The sequence below is a fragment of the Kitasatospora sp. NPDC004240 genome (genome assembly GCF_053603215.1).
Window position 1 is genome coordinate 1 of record NZ_JBSGFD010000145.1, and the last position, 17,837, is coordinate 17,837.

Here is a 17,837-nt window from a genome sequence, read left to right on the forward strand (position 1 = left end):
CCCCGGGGCCCCACCCCCCGCCCCGCCCCCGCCCCCCCCCGCCCCCCACGGCCGGGGGGGCCTCGCGGGGCCGGCTCACAACCCACGGATGGCTTCGGCCAGGTCGGGGCCGTAGGAGGCCCAGCAGATCACCGAGCCATCGGTGTCGAGCTGTCCCATGAACCAGTCGTCCTCGGCGCGCGCAAGACACAGGTCGTGGAAGGAAAGGATGATGTCGGGCCGGAGGACGTCGTAGTCGGCGGAGCCGTGCTGTTCGACGACGACGAGCCGTTCAAGCGAGAGCAGATCCGCTTCGGCATCGCCCGATGCCGAGCGGACCCGCTCGATGGTCCATCCGTCCGGGAGATCCGCGTTCACCGCGACATGATCGCAGCGGACGGTCTCTCACGACCACTCGTTTGCTGCGGCGACCGTCACGCTCGCGTCGTGGCCTGCAGCACCGTGCAGGTGCGCCGTTCCTTCGAGCATGCCCTCACGGTCGTCACCGATGGCGAGGGCGCGCAGTTCGGCGCGGACCGCTCCCACCCGGTAGCTCCGCAAACCGTCGTTCCCTCCTGGATCACGAGGCCGAGGGTAGGCCTGTCCGGTGGCTGTGCCAACCGACTTCCGTGGCCACGCTTCAGCTTGTCGTTCGACCTCGTCGTGGCGGCCGCCGTGACATCCTCGGAGCCGGCCGAGCGCCTGGATTCCGGAGGCAGGAGTCGCCGAACTCGTAGCGCGCCAACAGGGAGGCGATTCCCTCGTGGTTCAACGGGTACGGCCCGAGCGCTCGCTCCGGAACCGGCCTGGTGAGTTCCATGTGTTCTCCCTCGTCGATGCCGTAAGCGTAGGAGGGAGCACCTGCCCCACCCTTCATCGGGCTTGCGACGTGCTCTTTCCGGTACCTGTCGCGGTGCGAGCGCGTGCGGAGACGCTGCCGATCCGCCTGCCTGACGGTGCCCCGATACCACATCTGCCTTTGCGTTGTGGTGGTTTGCATGGATGTTCCGCTCGGTTGGGGGACTTGGTGGCGTGGGTGGTCCGTCGGGGCGGTGTGAGGGGGAGTGTGGTGCCAGCATCTCCCGGGGTTGGTGGTTTCCGGCTGGAGTCCCGTTCCTTTGCCCGGTGGTGTTCGGCGGGTGTGTCCCTACTCCTGTGCCCTCATCCGCTTGTCCCTTTCCGCTGGTGTCGTTCGGGTTGTGAGGTTGTGGATGCGTGGTGCTGGGTCGTCCGGCCGGGGGTGGCGTTCGGCTTCCCTGGTGGCTGTTGTGCCTCCGGTCATAACGGCGGCCGCTGCGGTTGCGGCTGCGTCGCTGGTGTCGGCCGGGGCCCGCACCGGTGTGGTGTGGTGTGGGCTGGCCGCGACCGTGCTGGTCGGTGTGGCGTGCGCGGAGGCGGCGCGGCGGGGGCGCGCGTTGGCGGCGTTCAAGGAACGGCACGCCCACCGGGAGAGGGAGTTGCAGGCGCGGTTGGCGCGGCAGGAGGCGGAGATGCTGCTGCTGGCCAGGGTGGCTCTGCCGGAGGCGGTGGCGCGGTTGCAGCACGGCGGGGTGGTGGAGGAGGTGTTGCGGGCGTGTGAGTTCCACGACGATGCTGTCGGTGCGGACTTCCGCGCCGCCCGGCAGGCCGTGCTGCGCTCGGTGCTGGAGGCCGTGGACAACGAGGAGGCGTTGCGCGAGTCCGCGCAGCGCGCGTTCGTGAACATCGCGCGGCGGGTGCAGGCGATCATCCACCGTCAGGCGCAGGATCTGCGGGAGATGGAGGACCGGCACGGTCACAGCCCGGCGGTGTTCACGGACCTGCTGCAGCTGGATCACGGGAACGCGCTGGCGGGGCGTCTGGCGGACAGTATCGCGGTGCTGGGTGGTGCGCGTCCGGGGCGGCAGTGGAGCAAGGCGGTGCCGCTCTACAGCGTTCTGCGCGGCGGGATGTCGAGGATCCTGGACTACCAGCGGGTGGAGTTGCACCCGGTCTCCGACGTCGCCGTCGTGGGGCCCGCCGTCGAGCCGCTGATCCACGCCCTCGCCGAGCTCCTCGACAACGCCACCCGCTACTCGCCGCCGAGCACGAAGGTCCACCTGACCGCGGCGGAGGTGCAGTCGGGCATCGCGGTGGAGATCGAGGACGGCGGCCTGAGCCTCAGCGAGGAGGGCCGGGCCCGCGCGGAGCGGATGCTGCGGGACGCGCAGGCCGGGATCGACCTCAACGACCTCGGCGAGACACCACGCCTGGGCCTGGCCGTGGTCGGCCGGCTCTGCCAGGCCTACGGATTCCAGGTCTCGCTGCGCCCGTCGGCGTACGGGGGTGTGCGGGCGGTGCTGATCGTGCCGCAGCGTTACATCACCACGGCGCCGGGTACGGGTCTGGCGCACGGGATCGGTGCGGCGTTGGGTCCGCGGCCGATGACCGGGACCAGGCGCCGCCAGGCCGTCGCCGCCGGCCCGTCCTCCGCGGGGTCGTCGTTCGGGGGGGCGTCCTCCGCGGGGTCGTCGTTCGGGTCGTCGGTGGTGGGGCGGCCGGTCGTTCCCGGGCCGGCGTTCCCGCCGGACCTGGACGACGAGGTGCCGGTGGTGACCGAGCGGGCCGCGAACGGTCTGCCGCAGCGCAGACGCCGCAGTGTGGCCCACCGTGCCGCGTCCACCGGGGCGTCGGGGGCTGTCGGAGCGTCCGGGTCCCCGGCGGCGGCCGGTACCACCAGCGGTACCGGCACCACGGGTACCGGCACCACGGGCACGGGTTCCGGTGGTGGTGGTGCGGCCGGTGGCGGGGAGGCGGTGCAGCCGGGGTTGTGGCTGGAGGCGTTCAACGAGGGACTGAACGGGCGTGCGTCGTCGGTCGGTGGCGCAGCCGGTCCGGTTGGTAGTGATGAGTGTTCTGGAGAGGGCCGGTCGTGATTTCGCAGCGGAGCAACATGGACTGGATGCTGAAGGATCTGGCGGACAGTGTCCCGCACACCCGGCACATCGTGGTGCTGTCCGCGGACGGTCTGCGGATGGCCCAGCACGGCACCGAGACCGACACCGCGGACCGTCTGGCCGCGGCGTGTGCCGGGTTGCAGAGCCTGGCGGCGGCGGTGGGGCACGAGTTCCCGCACGGTGACGGCCGGATGCGGATGGTCGTGATCGAGATGGGCGGCGGGTTCTTCTACCTGATGGCGGCCGGCGCCCGTGCCTACCTCGCGGTGCTGGCCGACGACGCGGTGGACGCCGGTCTGATGGGGCAGCGGATGAGAGACCTGGTCGCGCGGATCGGTGAGCATCTCACCACGCCCCCGCGTTCCGGCGAGCAGGTCGCGTGAGCGGTGCCGGCCGGGACTGGGAGGAGGGCATTCCGGAGCGCCTGTACGTGATCACGCGCGGGCGTGGCGCCGCGGCCGGGCCCGTCCCGTTCGACCTGGTCACCCTGATCGTCGCCCGCGCGGAGCCGTCGCCGGCGATGCAGCCGGAGCACGCGGCGATCCTGCGGATCTGCGCAGCCCCGTTGTCCGCCGCGGAGATCTCCGCGTACCTGCGGCTGCCGATGAGCGCGGTCGACGTACTGCTGACGGACCTCCTCGCCGAGGAGTGGATCGAGGCACGCTCCGCCGTCGCGCAGGCGATCCTTCCCGACCGAGCCCTTCTGGAGGCGGTGATGCATGGACTACAGAAACTCTGAACCACTCGCGGACCTCACGAGGACACCCATCACACACACGGCACCTCCGGGGACGGCCCCGGGCACGCCCGCCACGCTCCTCGGCCCGGCCGGCGTGCCCGGGCCGCGCGGCGCCGATCTGCTCCCCGCAACCGCGACGATGGCGGTCAAGGTGGTGGTCGTCGGCGGGTTCGGGGTCGGGAAGACCACCCTGGTCGGCTCGGTCAGTGAGATCCGTCCGCTGACGACCGAGGAGACCATGACACAGGCCGGCGCCGACGTCGACGACACCGCCGGGGTGGAACGCAAGACCAGCACCACCGTCGCGATGGACTTCGGCCGCATCAGCATTACCGACGAGCTGGTCCTGTACGTGTTCGGCACCCCCGGACAGGAACGCTTCTGGTTCCTGTGGAACGGCCTGTTCGAAGGAGCCCTCGGTGCGGTCGTGCTGGTCGACACCCGCCGTCTGGAGGTCAGCTTCGAGGTGATCGAACGCCTGGAGGACCGCGGGGTGCCGTTCGTCGTCGCCGTCAACGCCTTCCCCACCTCCCCCACCCACCCCCTCGACGACCTTCGCACCGCCCTCGACCTGCCCCCACAGGTACCGATCGTCACCTGCGACGCCCGCCTGCGCACCTCCAGCCGCGACGTCCTGATGTCCCTGATGCGCTACCTCCACGACCTCACGACCACCCCACCCACCCCCTGACCCACCCACCGCCGCGCAGCAGCCGCCCGTGCGCCATGCCCGTTCACGACCGCCCACCCGTGCCGACCCCGGAGATGCCGTGACCAGCCCGTTCCCCGACGATGCCCCCCTCACCCCGCCGCCCGGCTGTCCCGCGCACGGCCTCGGCACCCACGGCCTGGGCGCGGCGGGCCTGCGCCGGCTCTACGGCCCCGAGGCCGAGGCGGACCCGGGCGGCCTCTACGAGAAACTGCGGGCCGAACACGGCGAGGTCGCCCCCGTACTGCTCCACGGCGACCTGCCGGCGTGGCTGGTCCTCAGCCACGCCGCGAACCTGACCGCCCTGCGCACCCCCTCCCGCTTCTCACGGGACTCACGACGCTGGTCGGCGTTCCAGGAGGGCAAGGTCGCCCCCGACTCCCCACTGACGCCGGTGATCGCCTGGCAGCCGTTGTGCGTGTTCGCCGACGGCCAGGAACACCGGCGCCTGCGCGGCGCCGTCACCGACGGCCTCAACCGCTTCGACGGACGCGGCATCCGCCGCCACGTCACCCGCTTCACCGACGAACTCATCCACGAATTCGGCCCCACCGGCCGCGCGGAACTCGTCTCCCAGTTCGCCGAACACCTCCCCATGCTCGTCATGACCCAACTCCTCGGCATGCCCGACGAATACGGCCCCCGCCTGGTCGAAGCCGCCCGCGACCTCATGAAAGGCACCGCCACCGCGGTCGCCAGCAACGAGTACGTCGTCGCCTCACTACGCCGCACCATGGAACGCAAACGCGCCGAACCCGGCGCCGACCTGGTGACCTGGCTGATGCAACACCGCGCGGAACTGAGCGACGACGAGGTGATGGAACACCTCCGCGTGGTCCTGCTCGCCGCGAACGAGACGACCGTCAACCTGATCGCGGACACCCTCAAACTCGTCCTCACCGACCGCCGCTTCCGCGCCCACCTGTCCGGCGGCAACCTGACCCTGCCCGACGCCCTGGACCAGGTCCTGTGGGACTCCGCACCCATGTCCCTGGTCGCCGGCCGCTGGGCGACCGGCGACACCGAACTCGGCGGCCAGCGGATCAAGGCCGGCGACATGCTCCTCATCGGCATCGCCGCCGGCAACACCGACCCCGCCGTCCGCCCCGACCCGACCGAACCCCTCCACGGCAACCGCTCCCACCTCGCCTTCGGCAGCGGCCCCCACGAATGCCCCGGCCAGGACATCGGCCGCGCCATCGCCGAAACCAGCATCGACATCCTGCTCACCCGCCTACCCGACCTCGAACTCTCCGTCCCCGAAGAAGACCTGATCTGGACCTCCGCCTGGATCTCCCGCCACCTGCAGGCCCTCCCCGTCGACTTCACCCCCCGCACCACCCCCGCCCCCACCCACCACACCACCCCCACGGCTCCCATGGCCGTCGTCAGCACACCCACCACCCCACCCCCGACCATCCCCGCCACCGCGACACCGGACCCGGCCCAGACCGCAGTCCCCGCCATCCCCCCACAACGCCACGGCAACTGGTGGACGACCCTCCGCCGCCTGCTACGCCGCTGACCAAGCCGCCCACCCCCTCCGGCCGCCGGCACCCGGAAGGTTCCGGGAGGCCCGGTTCCTGGTCGCCTGCTGTCCGCCGGTAGCCGGGGGAGTTCATTGTCGTTCGGGACGCCGTCGCGCGGGGCGGCAACGACGTCGGGCACGTCAGCGTTGAGGAGTTCCTCGAAGCTGTGACCGGTGAAGACGCCCTCCCGCTCGATCAGAGCTTCCTCGGCGTCGAAGTTGCCGTACGTCAGCGAGTCGAAGACCTTGTCGGGACCGCCTTCCACGATGGCGGAGGGAGCCCTGTCGGCGCCCGGGGCCGCCGCGACCGCGGCCATCGGTCGGTTCCCGGAGCCGTCACCGGCCTGAGACCGTGACTGAGCTCAGGTCGGCGCGACACCACGGCGTACGAGCTTCGCGGCCGAGGGCCGGCGGATCGCGGGATGCCCTACCAGTCGACCTCGCCGTCGGCGGTGGGCACGGGACGCGGGACGGCGCCGGCACGTTCCCGCCGTTCGAAGTCCTCCATCGCGTCCGCGACGTGGTGGAGCCAGGCTCCGAGGGTCGGCCAGCCGAGGAAGTAGCCCTGATCGTCATGAGCCGCGTACCCCAGATGGTTGTGCCACATCCCGGGCTCGGCGTCGATGAAGTGGTCATCGCCGTCACCACCGGCGAACGGGATCCACGAGGTTCCCCACCAGGGGGTCTCCAACTGGTCGGGGTCGTCGGCCTCCCAGATACTCATCCGCATGAGGCGGATCGCGACGATCTCCTCGACCGGATACAGGGGTCCGCACGGCAGTGCACCGGGGAAGCCGTCCCCGTTGTGGCAGAGCAACGACTCACGAAGGTCGGACGGCAGCGGCAAGCCGATGAGCGATTCCGCCCGGTCGATGGCCTCGGGCGTGGCCGGCGGACGGAGCGCGGCGGCGCTGGTGGGAGCGTGCTGGGCGAGCCAGGCGTCGATGCGCTTCCATGAGGCCGCTACAGGCGGGATCACTGGGTCGATGACGTTCTTCGGCGGTTCGATCACGGCCAGATCCTTCCACGCCGCCACGACGAAGCCGGGTCGAGAGTGACTCCTGCAGAAGCCACATCCCTTGACGCTCCACAGCCGGACAGGGGAGGTGCCAGCACCCGGCGTACGGAGGCTCCGCGGGCTGTTGGCCGTGATGGTTCGGGTCTGGGCGCCGCTGGCGGGCCGTGACCGGAGGGTGGGCAGCCGTCCTGCATCCGCGTTGGGTGGGGTGGGTCCGTATCGTGGGTGCGTAGGGTTGCTCGGAGGTTCGGGGGTTGGGTGCGCATCGAGGATCATGGCTGGTGGGACCGGGGCTTTCCGGTGCGGTACCTCCTGGTCCAGGAGGACGACGATGGCGTGGAGCGGCTCTGGGGGAGGTGCGCGGGCGTCGAGGGGCTGTTCGTCGACCCGGTTCCGCTGCCGCGGGAGGTCCTGACCCTGCGCGGGTGCCACCCCGACGGTCTTCTGAGCGAGGTCCTGGCCGGGCCCGACGCCTCGCCGCGGAGCCTGGGCGATGTGCGCGTCGAGGTCTGGGACGGCGAGATGCCCGTGCAGTGGTGGACTCTCGCCGATGCGGCCGTGGTGACTCACCGGCCCGATGCGGACGATCCGGCGCGGTACGACATCGTGCTCGGCGCCGGTGTCAGGTGTGAGGAGAGCTCCTTCGACGTGCCTGCGGTGCCGCGCTTCGAGCTCTTCGCGGGAACGACGCTCGCCGCGGCAGGTGTGGGCAGGTGCTCCGCGGTGGACGGCCTGTTCGAGAAGCGGGTGGACCCGGCCCCCGTGGCGATGGAGCTGATCGGCTGTGAGCCGGCGGAGCCCCTGCTCGCGGTGCTGCGCCGCCCCCGTCGGTCGGAGGGGGCTTGGGCGTACCTGCTGGTGCTGGACCGTCATGGTGACGTGATGGCCTCCCGCACGGTGGGTCTGGCGATCACCGGGGCGCGGCCGTCCGTGCTCGGCGGGACGCTCCTCGACATCACCCTCACCGATGGTGGGGACGACCGGCCGTCACCGGCGGAGCGCCCGGTCTGGGCGCAGTGGTACCAGGGCCCGCCGGCAGGGCCCAACATGTGGGCGCGGTACGACGCGCGGGGCAGGGCCGCGTGGCTGGACCTCACCACTCGTGGCCGGCGGGTGCCCGCGCCGCGGCCGGATCGCTGCGGCGGTGAGTACCATCTCGACGGCCGGTTCGTGACGGACGTCCCCGGGCTGCACTGCGCGATGGCCGAGGCTCTGCTCGGGCCCGGGCGCTACTTCGGGCGGGAGTGGGACTCCTTCAAGGACTGCCTGAGCGGTGGATTCGGTGTGGTGCCGCCGTTCACCCTGACCTGGCACGATTTCGGGGTCGCGCGCCGCGCGTTGGCGGAGGTCATCGGGGATCCGGAAGACGGTCTCTCCTACGTCGAGGAGATCGTGCGGCTCCTCGAACAGCGTGGCGTCACGGTCGTGCTCCGCTGATTCGCGGACGCCCGGATGAATGGCCCCGGGTGGGGACGGCCTGGGCGGGACCTCGCTCGTGTCGATGGTGGGGCGGTGTCATCGCTCGCTTGTGCTCAACCATGCGGTGAGGGTGTCGTGCAGTTGCTCGACCTGGGCCCGGTCGAGGATGACGGTCGCCTGGCCGGGGCGGCGGTGCCGTGAGGTGTGCGGTCGGGCGGTTCGAGGGTGGTGGTTCGGCTTTCGGTGGCCGGTTGGCGCCGCGAAGGGCCGGGCCCTGCTGAGGGCCGTGGCCGACGGGACAGGGCGGGATGAGGGTTGCGGCACACTGATCACCTCGGCCGTCGTGTGCTTGCCGGGCGGCTGGGGTCGAGGGGTTGGGGGCGGGTGTGGAGATCGGCAGTCTGGTCGGCGGTCGGTACCGGATCGAGTCCGGCTGGGGGGCGGTCTGGTTCGCGCACGACACCGGGTCGGGGCAGCCGGTGGTGGTGAGGATACTGGCCCGGACGCCGGGGCCGGCCGCCCGGCTGCGGCACCCCGGGATCGTCACGGTGCTCGAGGTGGGTGAGCACGAGGGAAGGCCGTTCCTCGCCATGGAACGGCTCGACGGGCTCACACTGGACGACCACCTGCTGGACGGCGGGTTCCGCCCGGCCCAGGTCGCGGGCTTCGGGGCCCAGATCGCGCAGGCCCTGGTCGTCGCGCACCGGGCCGGGATGACGTACGGCGCGATCGATCCCGCCGACCTGATGCTCACCCCGAGTGGAGCCGTGAAGATCCTCGGCTTCGGCACGGCCGCCCCGGCGCACAGGTGCGACCTGGCCGCGCTCGGCGACACGATGGACCAACTGCTCGGACTCCCGGTACCGCCCGGCTCACTGGGCGAACTCGGCACGCTGATCGCACAACTGCGGGAGGCGCCCTGCGAGCAGGACCCGCAGCTGACCGAGGAGTTCGCCGCCCGGCTGCGCCGACTGGCGCAGGAGCTGACCGAAGCACGGCCGGTGGAGCCACTGGAGCCACTGGCGGAGCGGCCTCGGCGGCCGGTTGTGGCGCGGCCGTCGTGGATCCACCGGCGGCCGGGGCGGCGGGTGCAGATCGTACTGGTCGTAGTGATGTGCGCCGCGCTGAGCGCGGTGACGGCGTACGCGATCGCGGTGACCGTCTGACGGCGTGCGGACCCCGCCCCTTCGAGGCAAGCTCTGTACTTCCGCCGTTCCTGCCCGCCGGGCGAGAGCGGGGCGTGCCCGCTGCGGTGGACGTTCGGATCGGCGGCGGCCCGGTCGCGTGCTGACCCCTTGGCCCAAGGTCCGCGTCTCGGTCACGCGCCTCGTCGTTTCGCGACGTCATTTCTCGTGAACCTCTGCACCGGTCGGGATCGGTGGCTCACGCCCGAAGAGCCGACCGAACGCTGCTGCTTCATGTGAACGATGCCCGGGCAGTGTTCGCCGTCATCGCCGTCATAGCAGGCCTCACCCTTCCCTGGAACTCCGGCGTCGTCGAAGGCCACGTCAACCGGATCATTCTGAGGAATCAGCGATGTCAAGCCGTGTACTTCTGCATCACGTCGAGGTAGTGACGGTCTTGGCGATCAACGCCTTTGTCGGAGGTCTGGAGTTCGACGCCGAAGACGGACAGGTCGCCAGCGAGCTCATGCTGGAACGCCGTTTCGCCAAGGGCGTGTTCGCCACAGCCGAAGAGCAGGTCCGTACGGCCAGAAGGTGGACCAGAGCCACTCTCCGAGGGGGTCTCATGGACAGATCGGCTGTCAGTGTCTCGTGCTAGGCATGACCACATGGACGATGAGACGACGTTACTGCCCACCGCCGCCATCGACGCCGAGGCACTGTTCCAGCGTGGCTGCCGGATTCTGGAAGAGGACGGGATCGACGGCTGGGACGTGGCCCGCGCCCGGTTCGAGGAGGCCGCACGACACCCGGACCCGGTCATGCTCTGGCGCATCGCCGATGCCTGCCAGGAGGTACCGACCCAGGCCGCCTACTGGATGAGCCGAGCCGTCCTCGCCGAGAGCGAGCCCGGCGGCATCACGACGGACCGCGACCTCTTGCGCATCATCGGGGGTGAGAACGGCGGCGCGCTCACCCAGGACTTCTCGATCGCCGTCCGATCGGACGACCACGACCTCGCCCTCGCCGCGCTCACCGCCGCCGCCGAGAACCGGCTGTGGGCAGTCCTCGAAGACGGCCGCGAACTCCCACCCGAAGAGGCCGAGGAGATCATCGACGACACCGACCTCTACAGCCCCAACTACGTCGGCATCCACCCCGAGGTCCCGGAGGTCTGGCTGGACTGCAAAGGCATGATCTTCCCGCACATGGCCCGCACCGTGCTGCGCATCGTCGCCGACGAGTTGCGCAAGGCCGGGATCACCCGGGCCCATCTGTTCACCCCGGAGCCGTGAACCGCACCCGAACCCCGTGAACCGTGTCGGCCTGTGTGATCGCGCAATCGGACCGACACCGGGCCGAACCCGGGAAGCAGCACCACCGGCAGCCGATGGGCACGCCGGTCGGGTCTCGACGACCCCACCGGCCCGGGCAACGTCACCATGACCCGCGTGCAGTCCTGATCCGCCGCGAGGCCTTCGGCCAGGCGGCCGGCCCGGCCACTGCGGGCGCCGTGCCGCCGGCGTGCCACCGGTGCGGGGTGGGTCGTCGGGCCCGGCCCGGAAGCTCCCCGGGAGCCCGGCCCGGCCTCCGCCGTCATTGTTGCCCGGTGGCGAGTGGGTCGGTGGCCGGCTTTGCGTGGCCGCCTGCTGTGCCGTCGGTCGTGGTGGCTGCCGTTCTGTCGGTGGTGGTGCTGGTCGATGGGTGTGGGGTGGGTTTCGGGGTTGGTGGTGAGGTGGCGGGTCGGGTGGTGTCGGTGGGGATCGGGGGGTGGGTGGGGGCGGGGCCGAGGGTGGTGGTGCCGGGGGTGGGGTGGTGGGCGAGGCCGGTGCGGTAGACGTCGAGGGCGGCTTCGGTGCGGCCGGTGCGGCGGAGCAGGTCGCCGAGGAGTCGGCAGAGGTCTGCGAGGTCGCCTGTGGCTTCGGCCCGCTGCAGGAGGGTGAGGGCGGTGGTGTAGTGGTGTTCGGCGGTGTCGGTGTCGTCGTGGTGTTCGGCGATGAGGCCGAGGAGGCGGTGGGCGCCGGCGGCGTGGACGGCGCCGCGGTCGGGGCCGAGGCGGTGGAGGAGGTCGTGCAGGAGGGTGGCGGCCTGGTGGTGGTGGCCTTGGCGGCGTAGGACGTCGGCGAGTTCGACGTCGATCTGCTGGGTGAACAGCTCGGCCCGTCGGCGGGTGAGGATGGCGCGGGCGGTGCGCAGTTCGTGTTCGGCGTGGGTGAGGTCGCCGGTCTGGGCGTGGAGGTAGCCGCGCATCCAGTGGCATTTGGCGAGGTCGGATTCCAGGCGTAGCTGTTGGTAGAGCTCTTGTGCCTTGGCGAGGGAGGCGTCGGCGTCGGTGGTGCGGCCGTCGGCGATCAGGGTGCGGGCGACGTTGCGGTGCAGTGCCGCGATCAGGGCGGGGTCGGTGGCGCGGGGGGCGAGGGCGAGGGCGAGTTCGGCGGCGTGGGCGGCGCGCAGGTGGGCGCCCATGTCCATGTAGGGGCCGATGGCGGCGCTGTAGAGCAGGAGCAGCGCGTCGGGGTCGTGCAGGCCGCTGGTGTTGAGCTGGTCGATGGCGTTTTCCAGCAGGTAGCAGGCGTAGCGGAGTTCGCCGGCGAGCAGGTGGGTGACGGCGCGGCCGCGGACGGCGGCGGCGCGCCTGGGCAGTGGCTGGTCGGCGAGCAGGCGTTCGGCGTGTTCGAAGTGTTCGCGGGCCTGGTCGAGGTGTCCGCCCTCCAGTGCGCACTCGCCCAGTCCCAGGACGGCGGCGGACCGCAGGGCGGGTATGTCGTGGTTCTCGGCGCGTTCGAGGACGGCGGTGAAGCGGCGGGTGGCGTCCGGGTGGTCGCCGTCGGCGAGGGCGCCGTGGGCGTCGGTGAGGGCGAGTTTGAGTTCGGCCTCCAGGTGGGCGGGGCGGCCGGTGGCGAGTTCGTCGACGGTGACGTCCAGGCGCTGGGCGAGGTGGCGCAGCGCGGTCTGGGAGGGCTGGAGGCGGCCGGCTTCCACGGTGGAGACGTACGCGGCGGTGTAGGCGGGTTCGGCGAGCTGGCGTTGGGTCAGGGCCCGCTGGCGGCGCAGGCGTCGGACGCGGGCTCCGATGGCCTCGGGTTCGTCGTGCGCGGACGCGGGGGTGGTTGCTTCGGTCGGATGAACGTTGTCGGGCACGTCGGCACCCACCCATTGTCGTGGACACGGTAGTGCCCTAGATTAACCGGCAGATTCAAGTCTGATTAATCGTCAACTTACATCACCCGGTCGTGCCCGTCACCGGCTCGTGCCCGTCAGCCGCCCGGTACCGGCCGGCCCCGTACCCGTACCCGCGCCCGCCCGTCCGTACCTGTCGCCCGGCCCGTGTCCGTCGCCATCGGTCGCGGACCCCGCGCCCGTCGGCCGCCCGTATCCGTTGTCATCCGTACCCGTCGTCACCCGGCACCGGCTCGTGCCTGTCACCTCGTCGTCCGTCACCGGCCCTTCCTGGAGGTCTCCCGTGCGTCATGGCCGTTCCACCACCGCCGCCCTTGCGGCTCTCGTGCTCGCCGCGCTGAGCATGGGCGTTGCCCCGCCGGCCACTGCCGCCGGCGACCCAGCCACCGCCGCCACGTCGAGCCCCGCCACCGGCGGCACCGTGGCCCCCGCCTCGCACGGTGTGGAGGTGTTCGCGGAGGACGGCGCCATCTCCCGTACCCGGGTCCCGGCGGCTTCCCCGTACGCCGCCGCCCGGCCTGTCGCTCCCGTTCCGGGTGATGGCGAGGTGAGCGCGCTGGTGCGCAGCGGGGAGAGCGGGGACAAGCTCGACGTCGTCGTGATCGGTGACGGCTACACCGCCGCCGAGCAGGACCGGTTCCTCACGGACGCGGCCACCAAGTGGCAGGAGATCACCGCTGTCGAGCCGTACGCCACCTACCGGGCGTTGTTCAACGTGTGGGCGGTGAAGGCGGTGTCCGCGGAGTCCGGTGTGACGGGTGATCCGGACCGTGCGACCGTCCGCCGGACCGCCCTCGGCTCCTACTTCTGGTGCGAGGACATCGAACGGCTGCTGTGTGTCGACACCGACGCGGTCGAGCGCTACGCCGCGAAGGCCCCGCGTGCCGATCTCGTCATCGTCGTCGCCAACAGCGCCAAGTACGGCGGCGCCGGCTACAACGACGTCGTCTCCTCCCTCGGCTACTCCGGCATCGCCACCGTCTCCGGCGCCAACCCCCGCTCCGGCCAGGTCGCCGTCCACGAGACCGGCCACTCCCTGGGCAAGCTCGCCGACGAGTACTTCTACGACGGCCAGGGCCCCTACGAGGGGGAGGAACCCGCCGAGGCCAACATCAGCGAACTGAACGCCGACCAGCTGCGCCGCACCCGCACCAAGTGGTACCGGTGGCTCGGGCGCACCTCACCGGACGGCGGCACGGTCGGCGCGTACGAGGGCGGCGGCTACCACCCGACCGGCCTGTACCGGCCCACCGACAACTCGATCATGCGGTCGCTGGGCCGCGAGTTCAACCTCCCCGGCCGCGAGGCCATGATCGCCGGCTTCTACCGCTACGCCACCGCCCTCACCAGCCCCACCCCCACCACCACCCTCCTCACGTCCGCCGACCGCCTCACCGTCGAGCTGCCCGCGCCCGGCACCCGCCTGTGCTGGTACCTCGACGGACGTGAACTGACCGCCCTGCGCGACCGCACCACCCTCGACCTCGCCTCCCTCCACCTGCCCGGCCCCAAGCGCGTACGCCACCACCTCACCGCCGTCGCCACCGACCCCACCACCGCCGTCATCGACCCCCAGCTGCGCGCGACGCTGACCGACGTCCTGTCCTGGCAGGTGACCCGCTGACACCTGTGTGACCTTGGTGAGTGTGAGGAGGCGGTGGCGTTGTATGAGCGTCGTGTTGTGATGGGTGGTTGGGTGGAGGAGGTGTATTGCGCGTTGTTGCAGTGTGGTGTGCTGCGGGCTGAGGGGGGTGATTGGCCGGGCGCGATGGATGCTCTGGTCCGTGCTTGGGAGGTGCGGCCCGCCCGTATGGAGGCCTGCTACGAGCTCTCCTCGCGGCTGCGTGGCATGGGTCGTTACCGGGCCGCGCATGCCTTCGCCCGCGTCGGCCTGGAGGTGCCGGTGCCGGAGGACCTGCTGTTCACCCGGCGCTGGGTCTACCGCTGGGGCATGCTCTTCGAGTACTCGATCACCTCCTACTGGGTGGGCGACCCGCGGGCCTCGCTCGCCGCGTGCGAGCGCCTTCTCACCCTGCCCGACCTGCCCGAGGTCTACCGCCGTCAGACCCTCGCCAACCGCGAGTTCGCCCTGCGCGCCACCGCCACCCCCGCCCCCGTCTGACCGGCCGCGCCCGTACCCGTCCCGCCCGGCCACCCGTCCACCTCGCCCCGTCCCGCTGCGCCGCGCCCTGCCCTGCCCCGCCGTGCCCGTACGAGGGCCCGCAGTGCCGTGCCGTGCCCGTACCCGTCCCGTCGTGCCGTGCCGTGCCGTGCCCGTACCCGTCCCGCCGTGCCGTGCTCGCACGGGGGCCCGCCGTGCCGTGCCGTGCTCGTACGGGGGCCCGCTGCGCCCGCGCCCGCCTGACCGGCCACGTGCGCACCCGCACCCGCCCGGCGCCGGCCGCACCCGCCGCGCCCGTATACGAGGGCCTGCCGCGCCGCGCCCTGTCGCGCCGCGCCCGTATGGGGCTGGCCTGTTCTGCTTGTGGCGCATCTGCGGTGGGCAGAGGAATCGCCTCCGGCGCTCTCGCCTGGTCGACAGTGGGGTCGATGGCAACCTTGCCCGAGACTCGATGAGGAGAGCGGATGAGCCTTTTCAGCATGTCCTGGCCGCGAGCGCAGGAGGGCGGTATCCCGTCCGGTGGTTTCGATGACCATCTCGCGGCGCAGTTGCTCGGTCGGCGGATCGTGTTGTTGGGTACGCAGGTGGATGATGTGTCGGCGAACCGGGTGTGTGCGCAGTTGTTGTTGTTGTCGGCGGAGGATCCGCGTACGGATATCGGTCTGTATATCAACAGTCCCGGTGGGTCGGTCACCGCGGGTCTGGCGATCTACGACACCATGCGGCTCATTCCGAATGACGTGTCGACGTTGGCGATGGGATTTGCCGCCAGTATGGGTCAGTTCCTGCTCACGGTCGGCGCGTCGGGTAAGCGGTTCGCGTTGCCGAATGCGCGGATCATGATGCATCAGCCTTCGGCGGGTATCGGAGGTACCGCCTCGGACATTGAGATCCAGGCTGCGAATCTGCTGTTCACCAAGCAGGCCATCGAGCGGATCACCGCCGAGCACACCGGGCAGAGTGAGGAGACGATCGCGCGCGACGGCGACCGGGACCGCTGGTTCACGGCCGAGCAGGCCAGGCAGTACGGGATCGTGGACCGGGTGGTGGAGTCGGTCGCCGACATCCGTCCGGCTGCCTCCCGCCGACGGATGGGGTTGTGACGTGGGTGCGTACACGGTTCCCTATGTCATCGAGCGCACCGCGCACGGCGAGCGCTCCTACGACGTGTTCAGCCGGTTGTTGAACGAGCGGATCGTCTTCCTCGGCACCGAGATCGACGACACGCTTGCCAACGTCGTCATCGCGCAGCTGCTGCATCTGGAGTCGCAGAGCCCGGAACGTGAGATCTCCCTCTATCTCAACTCGCCGGGCGGATCGTTCACCGCGCTCATGGCGATCTACGACACGATGACCTTCATCCAGTCGCCGATCTCCACGTTCTGTGTCGGTCAGGCGGCCTCGACGGCGGCGGTGCTGCTGGCCGGGGGCGATGCCGGGCGGCGGTTCGTGCTCCGGCACGCCCGGGTGCTGCTCGGCCAGCCCGCCAGCGGCGGCCGCCAGGGCACCGTCTCCGACCTCAGCCTCGCGGCCAAGGAGATGGTCCGTATCCGCTCCCAGGTGGAGGAGGTCCTCGCCCGGCACACGGGCCACGAGGTGGCCGCGCTGCGTGCGGACATGGACCGGGACAGGGTGCTCACCGCCGAGGAGGCCGTCGCCTACGGGATCGCCGACGAGGTCCTCGGCCGGCGTCTGGCGTTCGCCTGAGCCCCGAACCCCGCCGAACCCTGCCGGGGCGTGGCCGAGGACCGGTACGAAGGTCTTCGGCCACGGCCCGCGCGGATCGGTCAGGCGGCGAGGCAGAGCCCGCCGGAGCGCGCCGAGGGCGCGGTGCGGCTGCGCTCCACCCGGCTGCGGGCGGTGTGGCGGGCCAGGTCGTTCTGGGCGAGGGAGAGTAGGTCGCCCAGGCTCAGGCCGAGGGCCCGGGCGGCGGCGGCGAGGACCTCGGAGGAGGCCTCCTTGCGTCCGCGTTCCAGTTCCGACAGGTACGGCATCGAGATCCGGGCCGTCTGGGCGACGTCCTTCAACGTGCGTTCCTGGGCGAGCCGTTCGCGCCGCAGCACCTCGCCGACGAGGTCGCGCCACAGCGGTTCCCTGGGCGCGGGTGCCTGCGGCGCCCCGGTCGCCCGCTGCGGGGCACGGGCCGGACCACCGGAGGCGGGCGCGGGCGGGGCGGCCTTCGGGCGCAGGGGGATGACGCGGGCTTCGTTCGACGTATGAGTGCTCACCCCTTCAGCCTAGGCATCCGCGGCGCCGGGGGAAGGCGGCGGCGTTCTGCCCTGGGTGAAGCCCGCGCCTCGGGCGACGCCGGCGGGAGCCCGTCACCGGGGGCCCGCCCCCGGAGGGCCGGCCCCCGGACGGTCCGTCACCGCACCCCGCGGCTACCGCTCGCGCACGGGTAGCCCGTCGGGGCCGCGGACCTCGATGCGCAGGCCGAACGCGTCGCGCAGCGCCGCCGCCTGCCCCGGGGTGGCCAGGAGGTAGTAGTCGTCGGCGCACGCGTCGTCGCTGGGCACGCGGTGGAAGACCCGCGGGTCCTCGCCGTCCGGGACGAGGTCGGCGATGCCCTCCTCGACGGCGCCCATGTCGAGGTGGTCGTCGCATTCCTGCTCGATCCGTCAGGACTTCGGCGCGCCGTTGACCGTGAAGCCGAGATCCCGCGTCGAGCCGATCTCGCCGACCAGTTCCACGGCGGTGACGGTGAGCGCGCCGCCGATCATCCGCTGCGCGTCCTTTAGGATGCCGGCGTGGGCGTCCTGCGCGACGTCGGCGTCCTCGCCGTGCACCTGCAGCGCCACGGCGCACAGCTCCAGCACCCCGGTCAGCTCCTCGGTGCGCCGCTGCGGTTCGGGCTCGCCCCGGTCGGCGGTGGACGCGAGCGCCTCGTCCGCCTTCTGCCGGCTGATCATGCCGAGCTCGTGCAGTGCGACGGCCAGCCGCTGGTAGGTGTTCAACCCCGTGCCCGTGCCCGCGTTCATCCCCGCGCCCGTGCCCGCGTTCATCCCCGTGCCCGTGCCCGCGTTCATCCCCGTGCCCGTGCCCGCGTTCATCCCCGTGCCCGTGCCCGCGTTCATCCCCGTGCCCGTGCCCGCGTTCATCCCCGA

At 71.6% G+C, this 17,837-nt stretch carries 18 protein-coding genes and 1 pseudogene; 12 read left to right on the forward strand and 7 right to left on the reverse strand.

The features are described 5' to 3' along the window. Window positions 1-75: 75 nt before the first annotated feature. Window positions 76-357, reverse strand: coding sequence for a hypothetical protein (locus tag ACWEQL_RS30395; RefSeq protein WP_452153555.1), 282 nt, complete (start codon window positions 355-357; stop codon window positions 76-78). A 27-nt stretch (window positions 358-384) separates the two neighbouring features. Continuing rightward, on the reverse strand, window positions 385-525 hold the full coding sequence (locus ACWEQL_RS30400) for a hypothetical protein (RefSeq protein ID WP_452153556.1): 141 nt from the start codon (window positions 523-525) through the stop codon (window positions 385-387). Window positions 526-1,190: 665 nt separating this feature from the next. Here ACWEQL_RS30400 and ACWEQL_RS30405 point away from each other — a divergent pair. The 5 genes from ACWEQL_RS30405 to ACWEQL_RS30425 all read left to right on the forward strand — a co-directional run bounded on the left by ACWEQL_RS30405 (window position 1,191) and on the right by ACWEQL_RS30425 (window position 5,867). Then, window positions 1,191-2,873, forward strand: a complete 1,683-nt coding sequence (locus ACWEQL_RS30405) for an ATP-binding protein (RefSeq protein WP_452153577.1) — start codon at window positions 1,191-1,193, stop codon at window positions 2,871-2,873. 17 nt (window positions 2,874-2,890) lie between these two features. Then, window positions 2,891-3,277: a roadblock/LC7 domain-containing protein gene (locus ACWEQL_RS30410; RefSeq protein WP_452153578.1), complete on the forward strand. Its 387-nt coding sequence runs from the start codon at window positions 2,891-2,893 to the stop codon at window positions 3,275-3,277. After that, a complete protein-coding gene (locus ACWEQL_RS30415; RefSeq protein ID WP_452153557.1) occupies window positions 3,274-3,633 on the forward strand; it encodes a DUF742 domain-containing protein in 360 nt (119 codons plus the stop codon). The genes ACWEQL_RS30410 and ACWEQL_RS30415 overlap by 4 nt, the downstream gene beginning before the upstream one ends. A gap of 94 nt (window positions 3,634-3,727) precedes the next feature. Further along, window positions 3,728-4,324, forward strand: a complete 597-nt coding sequence (locus ACWEQL_RS30420) for a GTP-binding protein (RefSeq protein ID WP_452153558.1) — start codon at window positions 3,728-3,730, stop codon at window positions 4,322-4,324. 79 nt (window positions 4,325-4,403) lie between these two features. After that, window positions 4,404-5,867 carry a cytochrome P450 gene (locus ACWEQL_RS30425; RefSeq protein ID WP_452153559.1) on the forward strand — a complete coding sequence of 488 codons (1,464 nt, stop codon included), beginning with the start codon at window positions 4,404-4,406 and terminating at the stop codon, window positions 5,865-5,867. Between the two features lie 430 nt (window positions 5,868-6,297). Here ACWEQL_RS30425 and ACWEQL_RS30430 read toward each other — a convergent pair whose 3' ends face one another. Then, on the reverse strand, window positions 6,298-6,882 hold the full coding sequence (locus ACWEQL_RS30430; protein ID WP_452153560.1) for an SMI1/KNR4 family protein: 585 nt from the start codon (window positions 6,880-6,882) through the stop codon (window positions 6,298-6,300). A gap of 264 nt (window positions 6,883-7,146) precedes the next feature. Between ACWEQL_RS30430 and ACWEQL_RS30435 the strand changes: the two genes are divergently transcribed. From ACWEQL_RS30435 to ACWEQL_RS30445, 3 genes are all read left to right on the forward strand, one after another. Next, window positions 7,147-8,325: a barstar family protein gene (locus tag ACWEQL_RS30435; protein WP_452153561.1), complete on the forward strand. Its 1,179-nt coding sequence runs from the start codon at window positions 7,147-7,149 to the stop codon at window positions 8,323-8,325. Between the two features lie 368 nt (window positions 8,326-8,693). Further along, on the forward strand, window positions 8,694-9,473 hold the full coding sequence (locus ACWEQL_RS30440; RefSeq protein WP_452153562.1) for a protein kinase domain-containing protein: 780 nt from the start codon (window positions 8,694-8,696) through the stop codon (window positions 9,471-9,473). 626 nt (window positions 9,474-10,099) lie between these two features. Continuing rightward, window positions 10,100-10,726, forward strand: a complete 627-nt coding sequence (locus tag ACWEQL_RS30445) for a hypothetical protein (RefSeq protein ID WP_452153563.1) — start codon at window positions 10,100-10,102, stop codon at window positions 10,724-10,726. A gap of 301 nt (window positions 10,727-11,027) precedes the next feature. Here ACWEQL_RS30445 and ACWEQL_RS30450 read toward each other — a convergent pair whose 3' ends face one another. Then, window positions 11,028-12,572, reverse strand: a complete 1,545-nt coding sequence (locus ACWEQL_RS30450; protein ID WP_452153564.1) for a helix-turn-helix domain-containing protein — start codon at window positions 12,570-12,572, stop codon at window positions 11,028-11,030. A 322-nt stretch (window positions 12,573-12,894) separates the two neighbouring features. Here ACWEQL_RS30450 and ACWEQL_RS30455 point away from each other — a divergent pair, with 322 nt between their 5' ends. The 4 genes from ACWEQL_RS30455 (at window position 12,895) to ACWEQL_RS30470 (ending at window position 16,440) form a co-directional block, all read left to right on the forward strand. Beyond that, window positions 12,895-14,235, forward strand: a complete 1,341-nt coding sequence (locus tag ACWEQL_RS30455; protein ID WP_452153565.1) for a M64 family metallopeptidase — start codon at window positions 12,895-12,897, stop codon at window positions 14,233-14,235. A 144-nt stretch (window positions 14,236-14,379) separates the two neighbouring features. Further along, complete coding sequence (locus ACWEQL_RS30460) at window positions 14,380-14,733, forward strand: hypothetical protein (RefSeq protein ID WP_452153566.1); 354 nt, start codon at window positions 14,380-14,382, stop codon at window positions 14,731-14,733. A 464-nt stretch (window positions 14,734-15,197) separates the two neighbouring features. Next, window positions 15,198-15,836, forward strand: a complete 639-nt coding sequence (locus ACWEQL_RS30465; RefSeq protein WP_452153567.1) for an ATP-dependent Clp protease proteolytic subunit — start codon at window positions 15,198-15,200, stop codon at window positions 15,834-15,836. A gap of 1 nt (window position 15,837) precedes the next feature. Beyond that, on the forward strand, window positions 15,838-16,440 hold the full coding sequence (locus ACWEQL_RS30470; protein ID WP_452153568.1) for a ClpP family protease: 603 nt from the start codon (window positions 15,838-15,840) through the stop codon (window positions 16,438-16,440). An 80-nt stretch (window positions 16,441-16,520) separates the two neighbouring features. Here the strand turns inward: ACWEQL_RS30470 and ACWEQL_RS30475 are convergent, their stop codons facing one another. The 3 genes and pseudogenes from ACWEQL_RS30475 to ACWEQL_RS30485 form a co-directional block, all read right to left on the reverse strand. Then, on the reverse strand, window positions 16,521-16,961 hold the full coding sequence (locus ACWEQL_RS30475; RefSeq protein WP_452153569.1) for a helix-turn-helix domain-containing protein: 441 nt from the start codon (window positions 16,959-16,961) through the stop codon (window positions 16,521-16,523). 153 nt (window positions 16,962-17,114) lie between these two features. Beyond that, window positions 17,115-17,318, reverse strand: a complete 204-nt coding sequence (locus ACWEQL_RS30480) for a hypothetical protein (RefSeq protein ID WP_452153570.1) — start codon at window positions 17,316-17,318, stop codon at window positions 17,115-17,117. A gap of 33 nt (window positions 17,319-17,351) precedes the next feature. Then, window positions 17,352-17,837: pseudogene (locus ACWEQL_RS30485) on the reverse strand (hypothetical protein); the annotation flags it as partial.

Bases quoted from the DNA above. Each gene is read 5' to 3' on its own strand.
- ACWEQL_RS30480 (WP_452153570.1), bottom strand. From the start codon at position 17,318: ATGGGCGCCGTCGAGGAGGGCATCGCCGACCTCGTCCCGGACGGCGAG.
- ACWEQL_RS30445 (WP_452153563.1), top strand. From the start codon at position 10,100: ATGGACGATGAGACGACGTTACTGCCCACCGCCGCCATCGACGCCGAG.
- ACWEQL_RS30465 (WP_452153567.1), top strand. From the start codon at position 15,198: ATGAGCCTTTTCAGCATGTCCTGGCCGCGAGCGCAGGAGGGCGGTATC.
- ACWEQL_RS30405 (WP_452153577.1), top strand. From the start codon at position 1,191: ATGCGTGGTGCTGGGTCGTCCGGCCGGGGGTGGCGTTCGGCTTCCCTG.
- ACWEQL_RS30410 (WP_452153578.1), top strand. From the start codon at position 2,891: ATGGACTGGATGCTGAAGGATCTGGCGGACAGTGTCCCGCACACCCGG.
- ACWEQL_RS30460 (WP_452153566.1), top strand. From the start codon at position 14,380: ATGGATGCTCTGGTCCGTGCTTGGGAGGTGCGGCCCGCCCGTATGGAG.